Source organism: Leptolyngbya sp. ST-U4 (assembly GCF_039962215.1).
GTDB lineage: Bacteria > Cyanobacteriota > Cyanobacteriia > Elainellales > Elainellaceae > Leptolyngbya_A.
Genome location: NZ_JAMPKZ010000006.1, coordinates 113,816 through 135,829, shown reverse-complemented (window position 1 = coordinate 135,829; position 22,014 = coordinate 113,816). Strand labels below are relative to the sequence as shown.

General features: G+C 51.7%; 19 protein-coding genes and 1 pseudogene. 9 read left to right on the top strand and 11 right to left on the bottom strand.

Annotation, left to right across the window (positions count from 1 at the left end; genetic code table 11):
- Nucleotides 1–3: 3 nt before the first annotated feature.
- Nucleotides 4–1,095 carry a Gfo/Idh/MocA family oxidoreductase gene (locus tag NDA02_RS12230; protein ID WP_190793047.1) on the top strand — a complete coding sequence of 364 codons (1,092 nt, stop codon included), beginning with the start codon at nucleotides 4–6 and terminating at the stop codon, nucleotides 1,093–1,095.
- 192 nt (nucleotides 1,096–1,287) lie between these two features.
- Here the strand turns inward: NDA02_RS12230 and NDA02_RS12225 are convergent, their stop codons facing one another.
- Nucleotides 1,288–2,622, bottom strand: coding sequence for an ATP-binding protein (locus NDA02_RS12225; protein WP_190793049.1), 1,335 nt, complete (start codon nucleotides 2,620–2,622; stop codon nucleotides 1,288–1,290).
- A gap of 190 nt (nucleotides 2,623–2,812) precedes the next feature.
- Between NDA02_RS12225 and NDA02_RS12220 the strand changes: the two genes are divergently transcribed.
- Nucleotides 2,813–3,118: a TMEM14 family protein gene (locus tag NDA02_RS12220; RefSeq protein WP_190793323.1), complete on the top strand. Its 306-nt coding sequence runs from the start codon at nucleotides 2,813–2,815 to the stop codon at nucleotides 3,116–3,118.
- Between the two features lie 314 nt (nucleotides 3,119–3,432).
- Here the strand turns inward: NDA02_RS12220 and NDA02_RS12215 are convergent.
- The 3 genes and pseudogenes from NDA02_RS12215 to dapA all read right to left on the bottom strand — a co-directional run.
- Nucleotides 3,433–3,687: pseudogene (locus NDA02_RS12215) on the bottom strand (Mo-dependent nitrogenase C-terminal domain-containing protein); the annotation flags it as partial.
- 550 nt (nucleotides 3,688–4,237) lie between these two features.
- The gene (locus tag NDA02_RS12210; protein WP_190793325.1) at nucleotides 4,238–5,995 is read right to left on the bottom strand and encodes a ribonuclease J; all 1,758 of its coding nucleotides are present in this window, start codon (nucleotides 5,993–5,995) and stop codon (nucleotides 4,238–4,240) included.
- A gap of 278 nt (nucleotides 5,996–6,273) precedes the next feature.
- Nucleotides 6,274–7,167, bottom strand: a complete 894-nt coding sequence (dapA, locus tag NDA02_RS12205) for a 4-hydroxy-tetrahydrodipicolinate synthase (protein WP_190793326.1) — start codon at nucleotides 7,165–7,167, stop codon at nucleotides 6,274–6,276.
- Nucleotides 7,168–7,236: 69 nt separating this feature from the next.
- On the opposite strand from dapA, the gene NDA02_RS12200 reads away from it, so the two are divergent.
- The gene (locus NDA02_RS12200; protein WP_190793327.1) at nucleotides 7,237–7,446 is read left to right on the top strand and encodes a hypothetical protein; all 210 of its coding nucleotides are present in this window, start codon (nucleotides 7,237–7,239) and stop codon (nucleotides 7,444–7,446) included.
- Nucleotides 7,447–7,519: 73 nt separating this feature from the next.
- Here NDA02_RS12200 and NDA02_RS12195 read toward each other — a convergent pair whose 3' ends face one another.
- Nucleotides 7,520–8,566: an aspartate-semialdehyde dehydrogenase gene (locus NDA02_RS12195; RefSeq protein WP_190793328.1), complete on the bottom strand. Its 1,047-nt coding sequence runs from the start codon at nucleotides 8,564–8,566 to the stop codon at nucleotides 7,520–7,522.
- A 406-nt stretch (nucleotides 8,567–8,972) separates the two neighbouring features.
- Here NDA02_RS12195 and tig point away from each other — a divergent pair, with 406 nt between their 5' ends.
- The 4 genes from tig to NDA02_RS12175 all read left to right on the top strand — a co-directional run bounded on the left by tig (nucleotide 8,973) and on the right by NDA02_RS12175 (nucleotide 14,221).
- Nucleotides 8,973–10,520, top strand: coding sequence for a trigger factor (gene tig / locus NDA02_RS12190; RefSeq protein ID WP_190793329.1), 1,548 nt, complete (start codon nucleotides 8,973–8,975; stop codon nucleotides 10,518–10,520).
- Between the two features lie 546 nt (nucleotides 10,521–11,066).
- The gene (clpP, locus tag NDA02_RS12185; protein WP_199296706.1) at nucleotides 11,067–11,786 is read left to right on the top strand and encodes an ATP-dependent Clp endopeptidase proteolytic subunit ClpP; all 720 of its coding nucleotides are present in this window, start codon (nucleotides 11,067–11,069) and stop codon (nucleotides 11,784–11,786) included.
- A gap of 9 nt (nucleotides 11,787–11,795) precedes the next feature.
- Entirely contained in the window at nucleotides 11,796–13,130 is a 1,335-nt protein-coding gene (gene clpX / locus NDA02_RS12180; RefSeq protein WP_190793330.1) for an ATP-dependent protease ATP-binding subunit ClpX, read from the top strand.
- A gap of 206 nt (nucleotides 13,131–13,336) precedes the next feature.
- A complete protein-coding gene (locus tag NDA02_RS12175; RefSeq protein ID WP_190793331.1) occupies nucleotides 13,337–14,221 on the top strand; it encodes an alpha/beta hydrolase in 885 nt (294 codons plus the stop codon).
- On the opposite strand, the gene NDA02_RS12170 is transcribed toward NDA02_RS12175, so the two are convergent.
- Nucleotides 14,218–15,210 carry a GntR family transcriptional regulator gene (locus NDA02_RS12170; RefSeq protein WP_190793332.1) on the bottom strand — a complete coding sequence of 331 codons (993 nt, stop codon included), beginning with the start codon at nucleotides 15,208–15,210 and terminating at the stop codon, nucleotides 14,218–14,220. The genes NDA02_RS12175 and NDA02_RS12170 overlap by 4 nt on opposite strands.
- A gap of 169 nt (nucleotides 15,211–15,379) precedes the next feature.
- On the opposite strand from NDA02_RS12170, the gene NDA02_RS12165 reads away from it, so the two are divergent.
- Nucleotides 15,380–16,459, top strand: a complete 1,080-nt coding sequence (locus tag NDA02_RS12165; RefSeq protein WP_242067474.1) for a ring-opening amidohydrolase — start codon at nucleotides 15,380–15,382, stop codon at nucleotides 16,457–16,459.
- A 182-nt stretch (nucleotides 16,460–16,641) separates the two neighbouring features.
- Nucleotides 16,642–17,418 carry a dienelactone hydrolase family protein gene (locus tag NDA02_RS12160; RefSeq protein WP_190793333.1) on the top strand — a complete coding sequence of 259 codons (777 nt, stop codon included), beginning with the start codon at nucleotides 16,642–16,644 and terminating at the stop codon, nucleotides 17,416–17,418.
- Here the strand turns inward: NDA02_RS12160 and NDA02_RS12155 are convergent.
- From NDA02_RS12155 to NDA02_RS12135, 5 genes are all read right to left on the bottom strand, one after another.
- Nucleotides 17,403–18,176 (bottom strand): class III extradiol ring-cleavage dioxygenase, encoded by a 774-nt coding sequence (locus NDA02_RS12155; RefSeq protein WP_190793340.1) that lies wholly within the window; start codon nucleotides 18,174–18,176, stop codon nucleotides 17,403–17,405. The genes NDA02_RS12160 and NDA02_RS12155 overlap by 16 nt on opposite strands.
- Before the next feature lie 74 nt (nucleotides 18,177–18,250).
- Nucleotides 18,251–19,645: an NAD(P)/FAD-dependent oxidoreductase gene (locus NDA02_RS12150; protein ID WP_190793334.1), complete on the bottom strand. Its 1,395-nt coding sequence runs from the start codon at nucleotides 19,643–19,645 to the stop codon at nucleotides 18,251–18,253.
- Nucleotides 19,646–19,792: 147 nt separating this feature from the next.
- Complete coding sequence (locus tag NDA02_RS12145; RefSeq protein WP_190793335.1) at nucleotides 19,793–19,981, bottom strand: CDGSH iron-sulfur domain-containing protein; 189 nt, start codon at nucleotides 19,979–19,981, stop codon at nucleotides 19,793–19,795.
- A 128-nt stretch (nucleotides 19,982–20,109) separates the two neighbouring features.
- Complete coding sequence (locus NDA02_RS12140; RefSeq protein WP_190793336.1) at nucleotides 20,110–20,565, bottom strand: MarR family transcriptional regulator; 456 nt, start codon at nucleotides 20,563–20,565, stop codon at nucleotides 20,110–20,112.
- A 50-nt stretch (nucleotides 20,566–20,615) separates the two neighbouring features.
- Nucleotides 20,616–21,644, bottom strand: coding sequence for a hypothetical protein (locus NDA02_RS12135; RefSeq protein WP_190793337.1), 1,029 nt, complete (start codon nucleotides 21,642–21,644; stop codon nucleotides 20,616–20,618).
- Nucleotides 21,645–22,014: the final 370 nt, after the last annotated feature.

Sequence of the window (22,014 nt, the reverse complement as noted above, 5' to 3'; positions counted from 1 at the left end):
GGCGTGCAGGAAAAATCATCGATCGGGCAGACTCATCTCTCCAGGCAGCACAACTACTCCGTGCCGATTCGCGTTGGGGTGATTGGGGTGGGCAACATGGGGCAGCACCATACTCGCGTGTTGAGCCTACTAAAGGATGTAGAGCTGGTTGGCGTGTCGGATCTGAACGTAGAGCGCGGCATCGATACGGCAAGTAAATATCGAGCGCATTTCTTTGAGGACTATCACGACCTGATTCAGCATGTGGATGCGGTTTGTATTGCTGTACCCACGAGAGCGCACTATGCGGTGGGAACTACTTGCCTTCAGGCAGGCGTTCATGTGCTAATTGAAAAGCCGATCGCCGCCAGTATTGCCGAAGCCGAGGCACTGGTCAACGCTGCCGCTGAATCTCGCTGCATTCTCCAGGTAGGGCATATTGAGCGGTTTAACCCAGCTTTTCAGGAACTCAACAAAGTTCTTAAAACCGAGGAGCTGCTTGCTCTTGAAGCGCACCGCATGAGCCCCTACTCCGATCGCGCCAATGATGTATCCGTCGTGCTGGACTTGATGATTCACGACATTGATTTATTGCTGGAGTTAGTTGGTGCGCCTGTCGTCAAGCTCACCGCCAGCGGCAACCGTGCCCCAGATTCAAACTATCTAGACTATGTAACGGCAATTTTGGGATTTGCAAACGGTATCGTTGCCACCCTCACTGCTAGCAAAGTTACCCACCGCAAAATTCGCCGCATTTCCGCCCACTGCCGCAATTCCCTGACCGAAGCAGACTTCCTCAACAATGAGATTCTGATTCACCGTAAAACGACTGCTAACTGCCTGACCGACTACGGACAGGTGCTTTACCGACAGGATGGCTTGATCGAAAAAGTGCAAACCAGCAATATTGAGCCGCTTCATGCCGAGCTAGAGCATTTTGTCAATTGTGTACGCGGCGGCAATCAGCCCTCGGTTGGCGGCGAACAGGCGCTCAAGGCACTCCGTCTTGCCAGCCTGATTGAAGAAATGGCACTCGATGGGCAAGTTTGGCAGCAGCCGGAACTGAGCGCACTTTATCCCAGCTCAACGCTTCCCAGCTCAAAAGTTGCGCTTTAGAGGTTGTTTAACAAATCGTCAATCGCCTACATATCAGCCTACATTGCCCCCTAAATTCCCCAACTTTTGACTTGCCGCTCTAAAAGAGCGAGGGGGAACTTTGAGCGTGACGTAATCAGCTCAGTTCCCTCCCTAATGGCGTGAGTTAGGGGGCGGTTAGGGTCATTATTAGAACTTTTCAAACGATTAAAGTTAATGCTCTGCTGCTAGCTCTGCCTTCAGAAAGTCCACAAACTGTCGTGCGCTTCTGCCCGATCGCCCATTGTGACGAGTTGCCCACTGCAAAGCGCGATACTGCAAGTCCTGCGACTCGATCGCCATTCCCTGCGCCAAATGCCGCACAATTTCTAGATAGGTTTCCTGATCGGCTGGGTTAAAGGTGAGGGTTAAACCAAACCGATCGCTAAAGGAAAGCTTTTCCTGCACCGTATCCCAGGCGTGAACTTCGTCGGCATCGCTGGGACGGGGGCGATCGGCAAAAAATTCGCGAATCAGGTGTCGTCGATTAGACGTAGCATAGACAACAACGTTTTGCGGTTTTGCAGTGAGATTGCCCTCCAGCACAACTTTCAAAGCTTTGTAAGCGTCGTCATCCTCCTCAAACGACAAATCATCCACAAAGATAATGAACTTGAGTGATGTCTGTCGTAATCGATCGACGATTGCCGGCAGCTCTCGCAAATCAGCCTTCGGCACTTCAATGAGCCGCAAGCCCTGCTGTCCGTACTGGTGTAGCAGTGACTTCACTAGAGAAGATTTGCCTGACCCACGACTGCCATAAAGTAAAACGTGCAGTGCCGGGTAGCCCTTCAGCAACGCCTGCGTGTTTTTTAGCAGAGCTTCTTTCTGGGCTTCGTATCCCACCAACTCATACAAACGAATCGTATCCGGATAAGCAATGCCGCAAATCTGCCCATCCTGCCAGCGAAACGCCCGGTAAGCCGCAAAAATCCCCGTTCCGCACTGCTGATAATAGGCAGCAAGCGGCTCGATCAGGTCTGCCCAATCGCCTGTCTGTGCAAATTTTGTTATTAGATCTGGAGTTCGATCGTCCTGTCTTTCACCCGCTCCTGAGGCAACGCCCTTTACCGGAAACTGAGGAACAACTGGCGCATTGGTCAGTTCGGCCGCCTTTTGCACCCACTCAGCGACCTCTTCGCCGCCACAGCGATAAAGTTCCCATAGCAGTCGCAGATCCTGCCGGGCAGCTTCAACAAGAGGGGGCGGCATTTCAATCAGGGCAATTTTCTGAGCCTGCTGCGTAAAGGGATTCTCAGCCTTGAGAATTTGATCCACCAGGTAAAATTGCCAGCTCTGGTTCAGATTTGCCAGCGTTTTGAACCAGTGACCGTAAGCTTGCAGAACTTGAACTGCATTGAGCTGGGGCGATGTGAGCGTCTGGAGCAGCTTCAAAAACGCAGTGCCCGCCTCTGTTTCCAGCACTGATTGATAAAGCAGCAGCGCGGCGGCTTGCTGTTGCAAAAAGGTAGGCTGAGCTGTGTCCAAAACCGCATCTAAATCCGTCATGCGGTCAATCTATCAATAATTGCCGCTTTCTTCAATGCGATAATGCGCGGAATCGCGGCGGTGAATTGAGATAAAAACGCCGAGTCAATCTGCGTAAAGAAAGATTTTAATCCCTGTCAAACTGCAAAAAACCTTTGCGTTTACTGGCATAATTTGCAGTCATTAACAACTTTATTTTTGGGAAGAAGCTGTGAGTTTAGATATTTTGGCAACCTATGTTTATGGCGTTTTAGCTCTGGTCGGCGGCGTTTTAGGATATACCAAAGCAGGCAGCACTACTTCCCTGGTTTCTGGGATAATTAGCGGTATTTTGCTGATTGTGAGCGGAGTGGCTCAGCAGCAGGGATTGAATTGGGGATTGCCTATTGCGACGATCGTGGCGATCGTTCTCGTGATCGTGTTCGCTGTGCGCCTCTTTAAAACTCGAAAGTTTATGCCTGCGGGATTGATGGTATTAGCAGGGGCATTAACGCTGCTGTCATTGGTATTTGGGTAAGCTGATAGGTTGCGCTGTGAATTCAGCCGTTCATTTTCGCGTTCCGTCAACCGTGCCAGAAAATATTGAGAAATTCGCTAATAAACTGTTCAAGATTTGCCCGTTTATTGTTCTCTTAGGCGTTTCGACGATCGTGCCTCGGTCTTGTTCGAGCGTTTCTTGATCCGATCGCTTCTCAAACTAATCTGACAGGGCTACCAAATTTTGTTTCTGGGTTTCGCACAACTAAAGTGAGTGATGCGAAGCAGTTTTTCCCGCTGGGCAATTGAATCAATTCGCGCTTTTGAATGAATGCCTGCTAGCAATGATGGCTGCTAGCAATAGCGGCTGATATCTTCGCCGCAAACGTCTGCCAAGTAGCACAACGCCCGGAAGCGCAAGCCCACAACCTGCTCGTATAGAGGGTTCAGCTTGCACATGGGTGGAACGTGAAACAACGTCCGTCCACAGAACTGAACATCACGCTCAAAGGGGCACTGCGCCGGAATCAGGCGGCAGATTTGGTGCGCCAGCTTCGGGTTTTGCAGTTCGATATTGTCAAGCCAGTGACGCAGGGGCAGCAGCAGGTCAACGGGTTGGTGATAAGTCGAATGAGATGCGTTCATGATGTTCTCCTTCTGGTGAAGTGATTTTAGAGAAGCGGGCTTTGGGGGATAGCGTGGCGAAAGGTAACTCTAGATTGGTGCTGCGATGAAGTGAGGTGCAGTTTGTCTGAGGTTGAACCTTGTCTTTAAATCTGTATGACCGGATCTACAAAAGCAAACCGGCTCAAATCGGAAACGATCGCAAAATTTGCAAGCAACTCATCTGCAAAGGAACTTAATTGAATCTAGGGCAATTTTGCCAAAACTCCCTTTAATCGATCGCCGTAATACCACTTAACTTTTAGGGTAGGGGTGGATAGTATGCGTAGATTTACGGTCTATGCTGCCGGCTGGATTGAATGCAAAGCATGAAGCACTCGGGGATTAGCGGAGATCAGCAGGGATTAGCGGGGATTAAAGCAGTTCTATAAAAGAATCAAAAAAAACGATCGCCCCAGAAAAAGGACGATCGCTTTAGTTCAATTGCTCCGATTCAATTCAAGATTCAGTCGCCAGATGCAGCAAACGACGGACATTAAGACGCAACTTTTGCAGTCGATCGCTGTCTACGGGCGGTACTGACAGGCTGCTCGGTTGGCTTTTGCAGCAGGAACAGCAGCGTTGGATTATTCTGAAGCTCACGTCGCAGCATTCGCCGGAGTTCCGTTTCGAGATCAACTCGCACCCGATCCCAGTCCACTTCGATCAGGCTGCCGATCGTGCGGCTATAGTCTGACCAGCGGCTATCCACCACAGTTTCGATCGTTTGCATGATCGACTGCTCTAGCTTAGCGGCTTCGATCGCCGTTGCCACACCGCGCAGGTGAATTTCGGGCTTCGCGATCAGTTCACCTTTCCAGCCCAAAGCAGCGGCGATCGTGACAATGCCTTCTTCGGCAAGCTGCTGCCGTTCTTTCAGCACCTGCTGATGCACCACACCCGCATGGGCAGAATCCACCAGTTCAATTCCTGAAGGAACTTTGTCGCTGATGCAGATGCTGTCCTGGGTTAGTTCGACCACATCACCGTTATCAATAATCACCATATTCTCAGCCGGAACGCCCATGCTCTGAGCCGTTTCGGAGTGTTTGACCAGCATTCGGTGTTCGCCGTGAACGGGCAGGAAAAACTTAGGACGGGTAAGAGCTAGCATCAGCTTCTGGTCTTCCTGGGCACCGTGACCGGAAACGTGGATCCCTTTATCGCGTCCATAAACGACCTTCGCGCCCTGCATCATCAGTTTGTCGATCGTGCCAACCACAGCGATCGTATTCCCCGGAATCGGGTTTGCTGAAAAGATAACGGTATCGCCCTCGCGAATCTTCACCTGACGGTGCGATTGATTGGCAATGCGGGTTAAAGCAGCCATCGGCTCACCCTGCGACCCGGTCGTGAGAATCAGCACCTTCTCATCTGGCATCTTGTTGACCATATTGAGCGGCACAAATAAATCGTCTTCGCACTTGATGTAGCCCAGGTTGCGGGCGTGAGCGATCACATTCAGCATCGATCGCCCGATCACTGCCACGGCTCGCTTGTGCTTCTTCGCCAATTCCAGAATCATGTTGACCCGGTGCACCGATGAAGCAAAAGTGGTGACAATCAAGCGTCCCTGAGCCTGACTGAACGTGCGATCGAGGTTGGGAAACACGGAACGCTCTGACGGCGTGAAGCCCGGAACTTCTGAGTTCGTGGAATCACTGATCAAACAGAGAACGCCCTTTTCACCGTGTTCTGCCAATCGCTGAAGGTCAAACTTCTCGCCGTCTACAGGTGTATGGTCAAACTTAAAGTCGCCAGTATGGATCACAACTCCAACAGGCGTGTGGATTGCCACGCTAAAGCTGTCGGCGATCGAGTGAGTGTTGCGGATGTATTCCACCAGGAAGTAAGTGCCAATTCGCACGATTTCCCGCGGTTGCACCGTTCGCAGCTCGGTTCGCTCTGCAACGCCTGCCTCTTCCAGCTTGTCTTGCAGCAGTGACATTGCGAGACGAGGACCATAAATCACAGGTACGTCGAACTGTTTTAGGTGAAAGGGGATACCGCCAATATGGTCTTCGTGACCATGGGTGACAATCATGCCCTTAATTTTGTGGCGATTTTCGCGTAAATACCTCGTGTCAGGCAGCACCACGTTAACGCCATGCATTCCATCAGTGGGGAACGCCAAGCCTGCATCCAGCAGCACAATCTCATCGTTGTATTCAAAGACGCAGGTATTCTTACCAATTTCGTGCAGTCCTCCGAGCGGAATGACTTTAAGCGCACTTGCAGAACCGTTTTGACTCATGTGTGGTTGTAACTAACTTTACTAGGTGTTGGTAAACGACTGGAAATGGAAAGAAGGAAAGCCTGAGCAATAACGTCAACAGGAGCCAGGTATTGCGGACAAGGACGATCGCCAAAGGCAGGAAATAAAGCAATCAGCCCCAAAACGTACAGAAAAGGCTTGAGTGATGTTGCATCAACTTGCTTCGCGTCAGTCTTGATTAGGGTTCGCTTTATCGGAATTCATTGGTATTTAATTGTCTGAAACTTTATAGGCAGCCGACCTGCAAAGGTTTCCAGTTATGCTGCCTCCAGTAAGCCCAGATCGGTCATTGCGGTCTTAAGCAGCATCTCAAAGTTGGTAGAGTCTTCAGCGAGAGGCAGGCGTGTTGAGCCAACCTGCCATCCCTGAAGTCGAAGTGCCGCCTTCACAGGAATGGGATTTGTCACCGTGAAGAGTGCCTTAAACAGGGGAAATAGCTGGAGGTGCATCTGAGCTGCCACTTGAACCTTTCCCTGCTCAAACGCTTGAATCATCTGCTGAATCTGCGAACCGACTAAATGGCTTGCAACACTGACAACACCATAGCCGCCTACAGCAAGAATCGGCATCGTCAGCGAATCATCTCCAGAGTAAATCAAGAAATCAGGGGACGTAAGACGGCGAACCTGACTAACCTGGTCGAGATTCCCGCTTGCCTCTTTAATGGCGACAATGTTTGGAATCTCAGCCAGACGGGCAACCGTTTCAGGCAAGAGGTTCTGACCAGTCCGTCCAGGAATGTTGTAAAGGATCATAGGCAGTTCGGGACTTGCTTCAGCGATCGATTTGAAATGCTGATACAGCCCTGCCTGCGGAGGTTTGTTGTAGTAGGGAACGACCTGAAGCGTCCCGTCTATTCCTATTTTAGAAGCTTTTTGGGTGGCTGTAACAGCTTCATGGGTGGAATTTGACCCTGTGCCTGCAATAATTTTGGCTTTGCCTGATGTTGCATTCTGCACTGCCTGAAATAAATCGTGTTCTTCGCTCCAGGTCAGCGTCGGAGATTCGCCCGTTGTACCGCAGACTACCAGTGTATCTGTTCCATGAGCAACCAGGTAAGCAGCCAGCTCTTCAGCGACCGCGTAGTTGACACTGCCATCTTCCTGAAATGGCGTAATCATTGCGGTTAAAACTCGTCCAAACTCGGTCACACGCGACGCACTCCTCATTGAGCGATAAATATTAAGCGATAAACAATTCAGCAAGTTAATCGGCATGGGTTGAGCGATTGGCTAGACCTGGCGAAGCAGTTTCCCCTTCGGGTCATTGGGCAGGAATTCGATCGACCCTCGATCGCGCTCAATGCTCAAAAGACTGCAATCCTGTTCCTAAAGTGCCATGCTCTGCTTTGTAATGGGTTAGGCAGAATGGTTTGGGCGGTTGCTTTGCAAGTCTCGCTACAGAATGATCGCCGTAACCCCTCAATTTAATTTCTGGGGGCAATACCTCACCCTGTGCTAACACATCCTACACAAGCGGCAGTCAATCTACCTAGCGCACCGTCTAGCGCACTGTCGCCACTGGCTCAGCAGGACGAATTAAGTTTTGTGCTGCCAGCAACTCGGCAATTTGAACCGCATTCAGGGCGGCTCCCTTGCGAATTTGATCACCGCTGAGCCACAGCTCTAGACCATTCGGGTTTGAGAGATCTTGGCGGATGCGCCCAACTAAAACATTGTCTTTGCCGCTGGCTTCGATCGGCATCGGGAAGTAGTTGGTTTGCCAGTTTTCAACGAGCTGGACTCCCAGAGCCTGAGCTAAGATTTCGCGTGCCTGAACTACGCTAAACGGCGAAGCAAACTCCAGGTTAATCGCTTCCGAGTGGGCGCGGAGTACGGGAACCCGTACACAGGTCGCTGTGATCCGCAGATCGGGCGCACCAAAAATTTTGCGCGTCTCGTTCACCATCTTGAGCTCTTCCTCGCAGTAGCCCGATTCGCTTAGCGGAGAGTTATGCGGAAAAAGATTAAAGGCAAGCGGGTAGGGAAAAATCTCAGCCTGGGGTGTTTCTCCGGCAAGAATGGCGCGGGACTGCACCTTGACTTCTTCCATTGCTCTCGCTCCGGCTCCACTGGCAGACTGATAAGTGGCAGCAACAATGCGCTGAATGGGCTGCACCTGATGCAGTGGATACACGGCAACGGACATTAGAATTGTCGTGCAGTTTGGGTTAGCAATAATGCCTTGATGCTGGGCGGCTGCCTCCGGGTTAACTTCGGGGACGACCAACGGCACGTCGGGATTCATGCGAAACGCGCTGGAATTGTCGATCATTACTGCGCCAGCGGCAACGGCTTTAGACGCAAAGGCTTTCGAGACAGAGCCACCCGCCGATGCCAGCACCAAATCAACCCCGTCAAACGATCGATCATCTACGGGCTGCACAGTTAAAGTCTCGCCGTTGAACTTTACCTGCTGCCCTGCCGATCGCGGAGAAGCAAGCAGCTTGAGGTCTGCGATCGGAAAGTGCCGCTGCTCTAACAACTCTAGTAGTTCGACTCCAACGGCTCCGGTTGCGCCCAAAATAGCAACGCGATATGTCTTGAGCAAATTAATCTCCTCCGTATAAAGAATCAAATTTTGTTTTTTAAGCTGATTTTCAATCTTAGTAGACTAAAGAATTAGGGCTGCTTTTAGAAGTTAAAGAGACGATCGGTGAAGTGAGATAAAGAGAAGTTTAAATTAATAATAAGTTTAACTTGCCCGTCTTAGCTCATCTTAAACTTTTTAATCTTTAACACCGATAATAGCTGACTTTTGCTGCACAGCTTCGCTCTGATACCTAATAATTCCTTGCTAAATTCTCATCTGCTCAATAAATCGGCATATGGGCAGATTCTCACAACCTCGCTCGTGATTCAGCATCAGGATAGGCCAGAATCAGTTACCATAGCTAATTGCGGCAGCGCAAAATCAAAGCTCAGCCGTCTAGAAGTGACGATGTGACGAGAAAACGATGAAAGTAACCCAGGAAAAACTGCCCGCGAGTCAGATAGGTTTGCAGATCGAAGTGACCCCTGAGATGTCACAACAGGCATATGACAAAACATTGCAGGAGTTCACCCGCTCTGTCAATATTCCTGGGTTCCGCAAGGGCAAAGTGCCGCGCCAGGTTTTAATTCAGCGATTTGGCTCGGAGCGCATTAAAGCCGCCGTTGTTGAGGATCTGGTGCAAAACAGCCTGAAGCAGGCTCTAGAGCAGGAGAAGATTGACGCGCTCGGTAATTTTGAGCTGAAATCGTCGTTTGAGGATTTGGTGGCTCAGTATCAGCCCGGGGCTGCCCTTAGTTTCTCCGCTGCGGTAGATGTGCCGCCCACGGTGGCGCTGAAGGAATACACCGGGCTGACGGTGCAGGCAGAAGAAGTGAAGTATGACCCAACGCGAATCGAAAGCACGCTAGAGGACTACCGCAAGCGGTCGGCGACCCTGGTTCCCGTCGAAGACCGTCCGGCAGAAGAAGGCGACCTTGCTACCGTTGACTTCAAAGGACGCCTCACCGCTGCAGACGCGCCCGAAGGCGAAGAACCGCCCGAAATTCCCGGCGGCAGCGCAGAAGACTTTGAGATCGAGCTATTAGAAGGCAGATTTATCGAAGGCTTTATCGACGGCATGATCGGCATGAAGCCTGGTGAAACTAAGGAAGTCCAGGCACAGTTCCCCGAAGGCTACCCGCAGGCAGATCTGGCAGGCAAGCCAGCCGTCTTTACCGTGACGATGAAAGAGCTGAAGGGGCGGGAACTGCCGGAACTGGACGATGACTTTGCCCAGGAAGTGAGCGAGTTTGAAACGCTAGAAGAGCTGCGCCAATCGCTCGAAAAGCGTTTTCAGGAAGAAGCCGATCGCAAAACTAAGGACAACAAACAGGAAGCACTGCTGAACGAGCTGGTGAACCATATCGAAGTAGAGCTGCCTGAAACCCTGGTCAAGCGGGAAGTTGACCACTCGATTACCCAGACGGCAATGCAAATGAGCCAGCAGGGAATGGACGTGAAAAAAATGTTCACCCCTGAAATCGTTGATATGCTGCGGCAGCAGGCGCGTCCAGAGGCAATCAAGCGGCTGATGCGAACCCTGACGCTGGGAGAAGTCGCGAAAGCACACTCGATTAAGGTCGAGGCAGCAGAAGTCGATGCAAAAGTCGCTGAGTTGATCGAGGGTCAATCTACGGAAGGCGTCGATATGCAAAAACTGCGCGAAGTCGTGGAAGAAGACCTGCTGAAGGACAAGATTATCGACTGGCTGGAGCAAAACAATACAGTTGAGCTTGTGCCAGAAGGAACCCTGAAGAAGGACGAAGACGACGAAGATCTTGAGCTTTCCGAGGAAGACCCTACTGAGGAAACCTCGGCAGCAGAAGAAACGATCGAGGTCGAAGCATCAACCGTCGAACCGGAAGCCGAACCGGAAGTTGAAGCTACACCAGAAGCCACGGCGGAAAGTGCAGCCGCCGCTGCTCCTGACGCAGAGCCTAAAAAATCTCAGTCAGGAAAGTCAAAGAAATAGTTGAGGAGCAATGGGCGCTCGATCGTTTTACCTTATGCTTAAGCGTAATCCTGCGAAACGATAAGCCCTGAAACGGTAGTCCTCATTTTCCTCTATGTTTTCTCGGAACGGGTGAAGGGGAGTCAGCGTTGTTGGCAAATCTTCTACCGTTCCACTGGAGGAACCGAGCTGAGAGAATCCTAACCCCTGCTATCCATTGCGTCAGCAGAGCATTGCGTTAAAGCAGTCGCTGAGGCTGTTTTGTAACATCGCTTTAGATTGAATGTAGGATGGCAGTAGCATCACGATCGATTACCTTATAGAGGAAATTGCTTCTAGGGGAAATTGATAGGGGAAATTGCTTCGCATCGCTCAAAGTTCGATTTCCTTGGAGCCGGATTGCCCATATTTATTGGTGAGATGAGTGCTCAAAAGTCAACTGTCGGGAGATTCACAGGGTTTGCTTCGAGAGCGTCTTGGTCTACCGTTGATAAGAGTTGTTGAGCCTGTCACGTGCCAATTGTGCTTGAATTTGTCAGAATGAACTCACGACACTTCATTCCTGCTATGGCTAAACCTCAACTTCCTCACTCCGATCTGCTCAGCATTCGGACTCCTCAAATTACATCGCTTGGCAGCCATCCTGTAACGAGCGCATCCATCTCTGGCGGCGTTGTGCCGATGGTGGTTGAGCAGTCTGGGCGCGGTGAGCGAGCCTTTGACATCTACTCACGGTTGCTGCGGGAGCGGATTATCTTCCTGGGCACTCAGGTAGACGATACGATTGCCGATGCGATCGTAGCTCAACTCCTGTTCCTCGATGCGGAAGACCCGGAGCGCGATATTCAGCTTTATATCAACTCGCCGGGTGGCTCTGTAACGGCGGGGATGGCTATCTATGACACAATGCAGCAGGTTCGTCCTGATGTCGTGACTATCTGTTACGGTCTAGCTGCCAGTATGGGGGCGTTTCTGCTTTGCGGGGGCGCAGCCGGGAAACGGCTTTCACTGCCCAATTCCCGCATCATGATTCACCAGCCGCTCGGTGGGGCACAGGGTCAGGCGGTGGATATCGAGATTCAGGCGAAGGAAATTCTTTACCACAAACGTACGCTCAACGAGCTGTTGGCTTATCATACTGGACAGCCGCTCGAACGAATTGAAGCGGACACGGAGCGCGATTTCTTTATGTCTGCCGAAGAAGCCAAGAACTATGGTCTGATCGATCAGGTGATTGCGCGTCAAAATCTGCCGATGCCCGGTGAATCGATTGCCGCTGTGCAGTAAGGGGAAAATATGTCAAAGTACGACTCCCATCTCAAGTGTTCATTCTGCGGTAAGTCGCAGGAACAAGTCCGTAAGCTGATTGCTGGACCTGGAGTATATATCTGTGACGAATGTGTAGACCTCTGCAATGAGATCTTGGATGAGGAGTTGTTTGACTCCAGTGCGACAGTTCCTCAGCCTTCTGCCCGTCGCGAGAGTCCGCCCGAAAAGCGACAGGTGCGTGCGTCTAGCCTTAACTTGAGCCAGATTCCGAAACCCAGGGAAATCAGAAATCACCTGGACGATCATGTAATTGGTCAAGACGAGGCAAAGAAAATTCTCTCGGTCGCGGTTTATAACCACTATAAGCGTTTGACCTATGCTCAGTCGAAGGGCAGCAAGGGTGATGATGCGATCGAAATCCAAAAATCCAACATTCTGCTAATTGGTCCGACGGGCTGCGGTAAAACCCTGCTAGCGCAAACTCTGGCAGAAATGCTGGATGTACCCTTTGCGGTCGCTGACGCCACGACGCTGACCGAGGCAGGCTATGTGGGCGAAGACGTTGAGAACATTCTGCTGCGGCTTCTGCAAGTGGCCGATCTGGACGTAGAAGCAGCCCAGCGCGGCATTATCTATATCGACGAAATTGACAAAATCGCCCGTAAGAGCGAAAACCCCTCGATTACCCGCGATGTATCCGGCGAAGGTGTACAGCAGGCACTCCTTAAGATGCTGGAAGGAACGATCGCTAACGTACCCCCTCAGGGCGGACGCAAGCACCCTTATCAGGACTGCATTCAGATCGACACCAGCAATATCCTGTTTATCTGCGGTGGTGCGTTTGTTGGTCTGGATAAGGCAGTCGAGCAGCGGATTGGTAAGAAAACGATGGGCTTTATCCAGCCAGGCGAAGGTCAATCTAAGGAAAAGCGTGCCTCGGATGTGCTGAAGCACCTGGAGCCGGATGATATCGTCAAGTTTGGAATGATTCCTGAATTTATTGGACGGGTTCCTGTCATGGCCGTGGTCGAGCCGCTGGACGAAGATGCTCTAACTGCAATTTTGACCGAGCCGCGCAATGCTTTGGTGAAGCAATACCAGAAGCTGATGCGGATGGACAACGTGCAGCTTGAGTTCAAGCCGGATGCGGTTCGTGCGATCGCCAAAGAAGCCTACCGTCGTAAGACCGGAGCAAGGGCACTGCGAAGCATTGTGGAAGAACTGATGCTTGACGTCATGTACGAGCTACCTTCCCGTAAGGATGTGACGCGCTGCGCTATTACCCGCGAAATGGTTGAGAAGCGATCGACTGCGGAACTGCTGGTGCACCCGTCGTCGCTGCCGAAACCGGAATCTGCTTAAGGAGATTGCGTTTTTGATTTCTCTCTGAGGTTTGTGCTGCAAAGAAAGGTTGGGTCTGGTTGGACTCAGCCTTTTTCGATTTCAATTCAAATGTGAGTGGAATCGATCGCTAAAGAAATTCCATCGTTCGGAGGGAGCCGTTCGCTCATCCTCTAGGATATTAAATACAAAAAGTACAAATCAAACGTTCGTTGATATTGCTGACCATGCCCTATCTTGAAATCCGGGGAGTCAATCACTACTACGAGTGGATTAGCAGCCCCACCACCGCAAATTCTGAGCAAAAGCCGAATCCTGATAAACCGACGATGGTGTTTATTCATGGCTGGGGTGGCTCGGCACGCTACTGGGAAACGACGGCGCAGTCAATGTCTGACCGTTTTGACTGCCTGCTTTATGACCTGCGGGGATTTGGTCGATCGCGCTTTACTCGTCCGGTGGCAGAAGCAGTGGTGGCGCTCGGCTATGAGCTAGAGACCTATGCAGACGACCTGGCAGTATTGCTCGATCGGCTTCAGTTGAACAAAGTGTTTCTTAATGCTCACTCGACTGGCTCATCGGTTGCCGTGCTGTTTATGAACCGCCATCCAGAGCGGGTGGAGCGCACGATTCTCACCTGTCATGGCGTGTTTGAGTATGATGAGCGATCGTTTAAGGCGTTTCACCAGTTTGGCGGCTATGTGGTCAAGTTTCGCCCGACCTGGATGAGCAAGATTCCGGGAGCCGATCGATTATTTATGCAGCGGTTTTTGCGGCGATCGATTCCGCGTGAGGCAAGCCGCGCCTTTCTGGAAGATTATTTGATGGCAGAGCAGGAAGCAGCGTTGGGCACGATTTATACGGCTGTAAGCGAGCGGGCTTCGATCGAAATGCCAGAGGAGTATCGCAAGCTGCACATTCCGACGCTGCTGGTCTCTGGCGAATATGATCAGATTATTCCCGCCGCACTGGGGCAGACTGCTGCCAGCCTCAACCCAACTTACGTAAAACAGATTGTGATGCGCGAGACGGGTCACTTCCCGATGCTAGAAGACGAAGCAACTTATCTCAAAGAAGTTGAAGCCTTTTTACAGCCGGAAGTCGTGGCTTAATCCAAGCCAAGTTCGCGCTTCAAGAGATGAATGGACTTTTCGCCGATATAGTTCTCGCAGCAGATAATGACCGGAGCGCGAATTAAATCTTCTCTGGCGGTTGCGACAGCTGCTTTGACTGCGACCCCGCTTGCCTGATCAAAGCTAAAAATCGTTTGGGCACTGTGGACGATCGCATTCAGCTTATAGGTATCGTTGGGCTGGGTGGTCATAATCAGCAAATCGTCCCCTCGCAGGCTGTTTACAATCACTTCGGCAGCGCGCAGAATGCCGCCACTGAGACTGACCAAGCCCAGGCAGCTATCTTGGGGCAGCTTCAGCAGTTTTTGAATTTCGTGCCCATAGTCGTAGATGTCTACGGGAATGACGCGCACTGCTTTGGGTGAGGCGATCGACTCAGCGGCTCCAATGAAATAGCGGCTGGTAACAACCGTGCCCGATCGGGTCTGATCCAGCACTTGAGCCAGTTCTTCTAGGGGGACAAGCTGCACCGGAATCTGGAGAGCGTGCTCTAGTTCGTGTGCCATCAGTTCGCCTGCGCCGATATCCTGCTGGGGAGCCGTGACCAGGACTCGCGCACTGCATCGGAGTCGCCAGTCAATTTCAGCAAGGAAGAGTTCTCTTGCCTGAGTCAGGGAGCAGCCGTGATTCAGCAAATCGTCGAGGCTGCGCTGCACTAGCTTATATGCCTGCGGGTATTGCTCGACCAGGGGCGATCGTCCTTTTGCCATGTTGCCGCCTTCGTCACCCTGCGCCCGTACATAGATTCCGGCTCCGGCTCGCGCATCAACAATGCCGTCATCCTCAAGTTGGCGATAGACTTTGCTGATCGTGTTTCGGTGCAGTCCAGTTTGCATGGCAAGCTGGCGGGTACTGGGCAGCCGATGACCGGGCGGAAACTGCCGTGAGGCGATCGCAAAGCGGATTTGGTTATAGAGCTGGGTCGATGCCGGGATTTCGCTATCGGGTTGAATCCGGAACTGAACCATAGCAGTCTCCAAAGAGGGTAAAGCGTTTAACGAAGGAAGAACACTGAAAGGTAGCTACAGAAAGGATAGACGGCATTTCGGGCAGGAGAGCGCAGAGGCGAAAATCGGCGGAATTGCTGAGATGATGTTGAGGGTGAGATATAAGGCGATCAGTGTGAGGCGAACCCCCATGAAAATACCCATGAAAGTAGGAGTTTACAAAATTCCGCAAAGTAGCCCTGATGATTTGGCCGGGTTACAAAAGTTAATTGAAGACGAGGTTAATCCGGCGACGATCGTTGCCATTATGGGAAAAACCGAAGGCAACGGCTGTGTTAATGATTTTACACGGGGTTTCGCGGTTCAAACGCTGAAGACATTTTTGAGCCAGCAGATTGGCGATGGCGAAGGGAAAATGGCTGAGAAGACAGCCGAGGAAATTATTTATGTGATGTCGGGCGGCACAGAAGGCGTGCTGAGTCCACATCTGACAATTTTTACTCAGGAGCAGGTTGAGCCAGATATGCCGCACCGCTGGGGTCTAGTGCTGGGGGTGAGCCGAACGCGAGACTTTTTGCCGCAGGAAGTGGGAACCGTGGCAATGGTGAAGGAAGTTGCCGATGCGGTGCAGCAAGCGATCGATTCCGCAGGATTAAACAAAGCCGACGTGCATTTTGTTCAGATCAAATGTCCCTTGGTCACTGCCGCTCAGCGAGAACAGTCCGGGCAGGCGGGCAGCAGCTATCAGTCGATGGCATATTCGCGGGGAGCTTCTGCGCTGGGCGTGGCGGTTGCTCTGGGAGAAGTCGATCTGGCTCAGTTAAGCGATGCAGACATTTGTTCAAATTACAGCCTTTACTCCTCGATCGCTTCGACTTCTGCGGGGGTGGAGCTGCAAAACTGCGAGATTATTGTGATGGGCAATGCCAGCCATTCTGCCAGCGAGTTTGTAATTGGGCACAGCGTCATGGCTCACGCGCTCGATCAGGATGCGGTACGGCGGGCGATCGAGCAAACTGGACAGCCGATCGATCGAATTGTGAATATCTTTGCGAAAGCTGAAGCCGATCCCGCTGGCGCAATTTTGGGACGCAGACACACGATGCTCGATGACTCCGATATTAACCATACCCGGATGGCGCGTGCAGTCGTGGGAGCCGTTGTGGCTTCTGTGGTGCAAGACCCGATGGTGTATGTATCAGGGGGCAGTGAGCATCAGGGATTGCCGGGAGGTGGACCTGTGGCAGCGATCGTGCGGGTAGATGGATAGATGGGAAGGGGAGGAGATAGGGAGATAGGGAGATAGAGAGATAGAGAGATGAGGTAAAGAAGCTGTAGGTTTGAAAGTTCTCCAGAATTGCGGGACAGCAAGGGAAATCGGGGGGACACAGGACAAGCCTTTTGTTACTTTTCAAATATTCGCAAGCAGTCACGCAAGCAGTAAAGAGTGAGATGGAGATTCAGACAAACCAAGTTCAGATTAAGAACGGTGATTTGCAGATTGCAGCTTATCTGGCAGAACCCGTATCGGAGTCAGGTTCAGAAAGTCAGCGTCCGGCGGTGATTGTGATTCAGGAAATTTTTGGGGTGAACAGTCATATCCGTGATGTCACCGATCGCTTTGCACGGCTGGGATATGTGGCGATCGCGCCTGCCATTTATCAGCGATTGGCTCCGGGGTTTGAGGCAGGCTATACCGCAGAAGACGTTCAGCTTGGGCGCAAATACAAAGAGCAAACGCAGGTAGATGAGCTGCTGAGCGATTTGAGCAGCACGATCGCTTATCTGAGCGCAAAGCCTAACGTCAGTTCGGCGGCGATTGGCTGTATTGGTTTCTGTTTTGGGGGGCTAGTAGCATACCTGGCGGCAACTCTGCCAGAAATCAAGGCAACCGCTTCTTTTTACGGCGCTGGAATTCCGGTCTGGAGTCCGGGTATGAGTTCAGAGAACGGTAAGCCAACAATCGCCTATACGCCAGAAATTAAAGGCACACTCTATGGATTTTTTGGCATAGCGGATGCCAGTATTCCGCCGGCTCATGTGGATCAGATCAAGGCGGCTTTGCAGCAGTCCCAGATTCCGCACCGGATTTTTCGCTATGAGAATGCGGCGCATGGGTTCTTTTGCGATCGACGATCGAGCTATCAGCCAGAAGCGGCGGCAGATGCCTGGAATCAGGTGCAGGAGCTATTTAGCCGCCTGTTGGGCGCAGGTCAGGCGAAGGCATAGCTTGCCATACTGAGGGAACCGTAGGTGAAATTCGAGTGAAGCTGAACGGGCTGATTCCCGCCTGCTCCGGCAGCCACAAAAAGCGGTAGCAAATGTTCGTCGGTCGGGTGGTTTTCGATCGCAAAGGGAGCCAACTGGCGATAGTTCAGCAGGTCTTCTATTTTGCGTTGGGCGATCGTCTTGCTGATCCACTCGTCGAATGCAACTGCCCAATCCGTAGGTTCTGCTTCAAAGTTGTTGCGGGTCAAAGCTCCTAAATTATGAGTCAGCGAGCCGCTTGCGAGAATCAGCACATTCTGGTCACGCAGGGGGGCGAGTGCCTGTCCGAGCTGGAAATGATAGGCAGGATCGCGGCGGGGCTGGATCGATAACTGCGTTACCGGAATCTCCGCATCGGGATACATCAGTATCAGGGGTATCCAGGCTCCGTGGTCGAGCCCGCGATCGGGGTGGGTTTGGGCTGCAAATCCGGCCTGAATCAGCAGCGATTTCACTGCTTCCGCCAGGGCAGGCGCACCGGGAGCGGGATACTGCATTTGATACAGCTCTGCTGGAAAGCCGCCAAAATCATGAATTGTCGGGGGCTGCGCTGCGGTGCTGACGATCGGTTCTGTCGAAAGCCAGTGAGCTGAAACGACGAGAATTGCGCTAGGTTTGCCGATCTGGGTTCCAAGCTGCCGATAAAAGTCAAGCGATCGACCAGAATGCAACACCAAATCGGGCGAACCGTGGGAAACGAAAACGCTGGGGAAGCTCATATCAAAATCCTGTACCAAACTCGGATGAAGGGCAGAACCGTGAACATTACAAAGCGTGAACATTACAAAGAACGTTATCGAGAACGAGCGGAATAAGTTTTGTTTTGCGTTGAGGAATCCTGAAGCGAAGAGCGAAGAACAGCAGCCGGAATGCGATCATGCCGCAAATGATTGGACATCCAGTGAATTAAAACAAGAATGCGCTGGCGCATGCCGGGAAGAATAAACCAGTGAAAGCCAAGCCACAGCAGCCAGGCGGGAAATCCGGTCATGGTGAACTTGCCGCGCTGCACCACTGCCCGAAATCGGCTCAAAATTGCCATTGTGCCGCGATCGTTGTGCCGATAGGGAAGCGGAGGCTGTCCCTGCATTTGGCGCAGAATGTTTTGGGCAACGGCTTTGCCTTGAGCATCAGCAGTGGGAGCCAGCATGGGTAACGCCTGGTCATTCCAGCCCACTTCTGCCAGATCGCCGATCGCGTACACTTTGGGGTGCTCTGGCAAATTTAGCGAGGCTAACGTAGCTGCTCTGCCGCTGGGTGCGGTGGGAAGCCGCCACAACTCCGGCACTTTCACCTGTATGCCGCCCGCCCAGACGATCGTTTCTGCCTCAATCAAATTCACGTGATCGCCTGTCTGAAGATCGTCCGTCTGAAGATTGCCCGTCTGAACCGTGATTCGACCTGCCTTAACCTGAGTCACCCTGCTATGCAGCCACACTTCTACCCCGAGCCGTTTAAGCTGTCGTTCGGTATAGCGGCTAAGCCGAGGAGCCATTGTTTCCAGGAGCCGATCGCCTGAATGCAGCACCATTAACCGAAACTGCGATGCGAAGCCCTTCCCCTTGAGGGGCGATCGATCGAGCATAGAATAGTCTTTGCTCAGCCCCTCCTGAATCCACTCGGCAAGCGATCCGGCAACTTCGACACCCGTTGAGCCGCCTCCAATCACGGCAAACGTGAGTAACCGCTGCTGATGCGCCGGATCAGGCTCATTCACGGCCTGTTCAACACGAGACAAAATGTGATTACGAAGCTCGATCGCCTGAGGCAGAGTTTTGAGCGGCAGCGTGTGCTGTGCTGCTCCGGGAACTTCTGCATGAGTGAAACTGCCCGTTGCCAGAACCAGATACTCAAAAGAAACCTGTCCTGCTGAGGTTTCAAGCCTCTGTTTGTCCCAGCGAATTGCCTGCACGTCGGCTTGGAGAAACTGAACCTTGGGGGACGATCGCAGCAGTCGCCGAATCGGAATTCCCACCTGATCTGGCTCTAGCTCTGCCATTGCCACCTGATGCAGAAACGGCGTGAAAAGGTGATAAGGCTGGCGATCGATCAGCAGAACTGAAACTCCCTGCCGGGCAAGAGTGCGTGCTGCCTGAATGCCGCCAAATCCCGCACCCACGATCACAACTGGATTACCTACCGGGTCACGCACCGAATCACCTGCGCTGCGATAGCCTCTGGCACTCACGGCAAATTCCTCAGAAATGGCTGGATTTGAGACAGGCTACTTTCATTTTGAACCGAAACCCTGCCAAAAACCCAGCCGCAGGGGAAGCAGATTCCTCATTGGGACGATTTTGGGACGATCGAATTGTGCTTTGCAAAGGCGCGACTTTTAGCGAACGATCGCCTCGCCCGGAGCCGTAATTTCAACGGTGGCAGGTGCGGTCAGCTCAAACTGCTTTGGTGTAAAGCCAGAGCCTTTGTGTGCGCCATTGCAATAGGGAAAGTTTTCGGACTTACCGCAGGTGCAGAGCCAGTAGGTTCCTGCATCAAGTTGCAGGGTCAGAGGCAGTTCAGGCATCGGAGTTCTCCTTAAAATTAATTGTTTAAAGCCAAAAAGTTTGAACTCGTACTTTCTACTAAAGCTAATCTAGCATGAATTAGTTTGGTGTCAAACTATCTTGTTCAAAGAATACTGCTTATCCAGGCTTAAGATCGCTCTGTAAATGCCGATCGCACACGCCCCAACAAAACCCGCAATAGCTCTAATTCCGAGGTTTCTAGACGATCGAATCGCTCCTGAAGAAACGCCATGTGGTTTGGAAAGATGTCGTGGAACAGGGCTTCTCCTGCCGCTGTCAGCACGACTTTAAAGCAGCGACGATCGCCTTCCGGGACTTCTCGCCGTACTAATTGCTTTGCTTCCAAACGATCGACAATTCCGGTCAGCGTTCCTTTTGTGACCAGCGTTTTTTCTGCCAGATCGCTCATCGTCATGCCGTCTGTGTTGCCTAAGGTAGCAATCACGTCAAACTGGCTTGCCGTCAACCCATAGGTGCGAATTTGTGCCTCATCAATCGAAGAGAAAGCCTGATAAGTGCGAACAAGCTCTCTCAGAACAGGCAGATAGGAATATTGAGTTGTGGGATGAGGAGAATCGGTCATGGCGGCAGCAGAATAGTTCTAACTCAAATTATATGAGTTCAGGCAATCCACTAATCTGCAAATCCCAGAATTAGCCCAAGGTGAGTAATCAGCGTCAGCAGCATCACAAACGCTCCTAGCGCACTGACGCTACAGGAAAAGAACTTGATCGATCGCCCTGTGTCTTTCAGCAGCAGAATAGTTGTAGCTGTTCCAAACATCACGGTTAAGGGAATCCTCAGCCACCAGCCTTCCGGAATGACTGAAAGAACGATTGGGAAAAAGAACCAGGAGAGAAATGCAGTGGCAAATCCCATCAGCAAACTTGTCACTGCTTTCAGGGCTGGGCGGGTGCGCCGACTCACATAAAAACCTGTCAGAATTGACCCCAGCGTGCCAGCCGCGATTGTGATGATGGGAAGCACAAAACGCCAAGTCGATTCGTTAATGCCGTACTGCGCCAGCGTTGTGTAAGGAATTCTGGCAAGCACAAACCAGGTCAACAAAGCCAGACCAAAGCCACTGCTCAGGCTGGTGAAACTGCGAGTGAGGAGGTTATCCTCCAGCCAGTTCAACCCGATCGCAAGTGCCGCCCCGATCGCTGCGATCGCCCAGCCCCCGATCCAGATAAAGCCTTCTGCGCTAGTGCCCACCAGGTTAGTCAGCCAGTATTGTCGCTGGAGAGCCTTAAGTTCAGGAACTGTCAGTCCCAGATTGGTGGTGAGCGAATAATAAGATAGAACGCCACGCTGGGTCATATTGCCGCCTTGCGCTGCCTGACAGTTTGTTGCCTGACCTGCATAGGTCGCACGGCAGTTTTGCAGAAAGTAAATATAGTCTTTGCCTTGGTCAAACGTGATCTGGAGGGGCTGCTCTTTTAAGGATGCCTGACAGCGAAATTGCTGGTTTTCATCTGTGCAGTTGAAAAGACGATTCGGCAGATGCACTATCGGAGCTGAAGAACCCGGATCGATCATGATTCCCATGAACGGCGCATTCGATCGTGCTGGGGCAACCTCAACCATTAGCAAGACGATCGTACAAAGCGTAACCAAAAATAATCCGATGGAAAAATAGAGCGCAAATCGGGATTGACGCATAAGAACTCAGGGGATTGGAGGATAAAGGCGATACAGATTGGTTTCCTGAGAGACAATTACCCCCCACGGAGAACTGCTTCCCATTGACGCACCCCTGTTAAAACTTGTTCTAGCTTTGTGCTGCTCTTGATGATTACTTCAAAGTTATGGTTTGATTCAAAGTCTTTATAGCTCATGCTACTCTCTCACCTGCAAGCTGCCACGCCACAAAGCTTTAAGGGAATGTTTGGAGAGATTCGTAACCTGAATAGCTCTCTGGCTACCTAATTTTGGGAAGAATCTTGCCTATTCGCAGATTGCAAGGTCTCCTAAAGTTGAGGAATTTGGGGGACATCAACGCTCTGGAAGTTTTCACCCCCTTTCTTGGAAT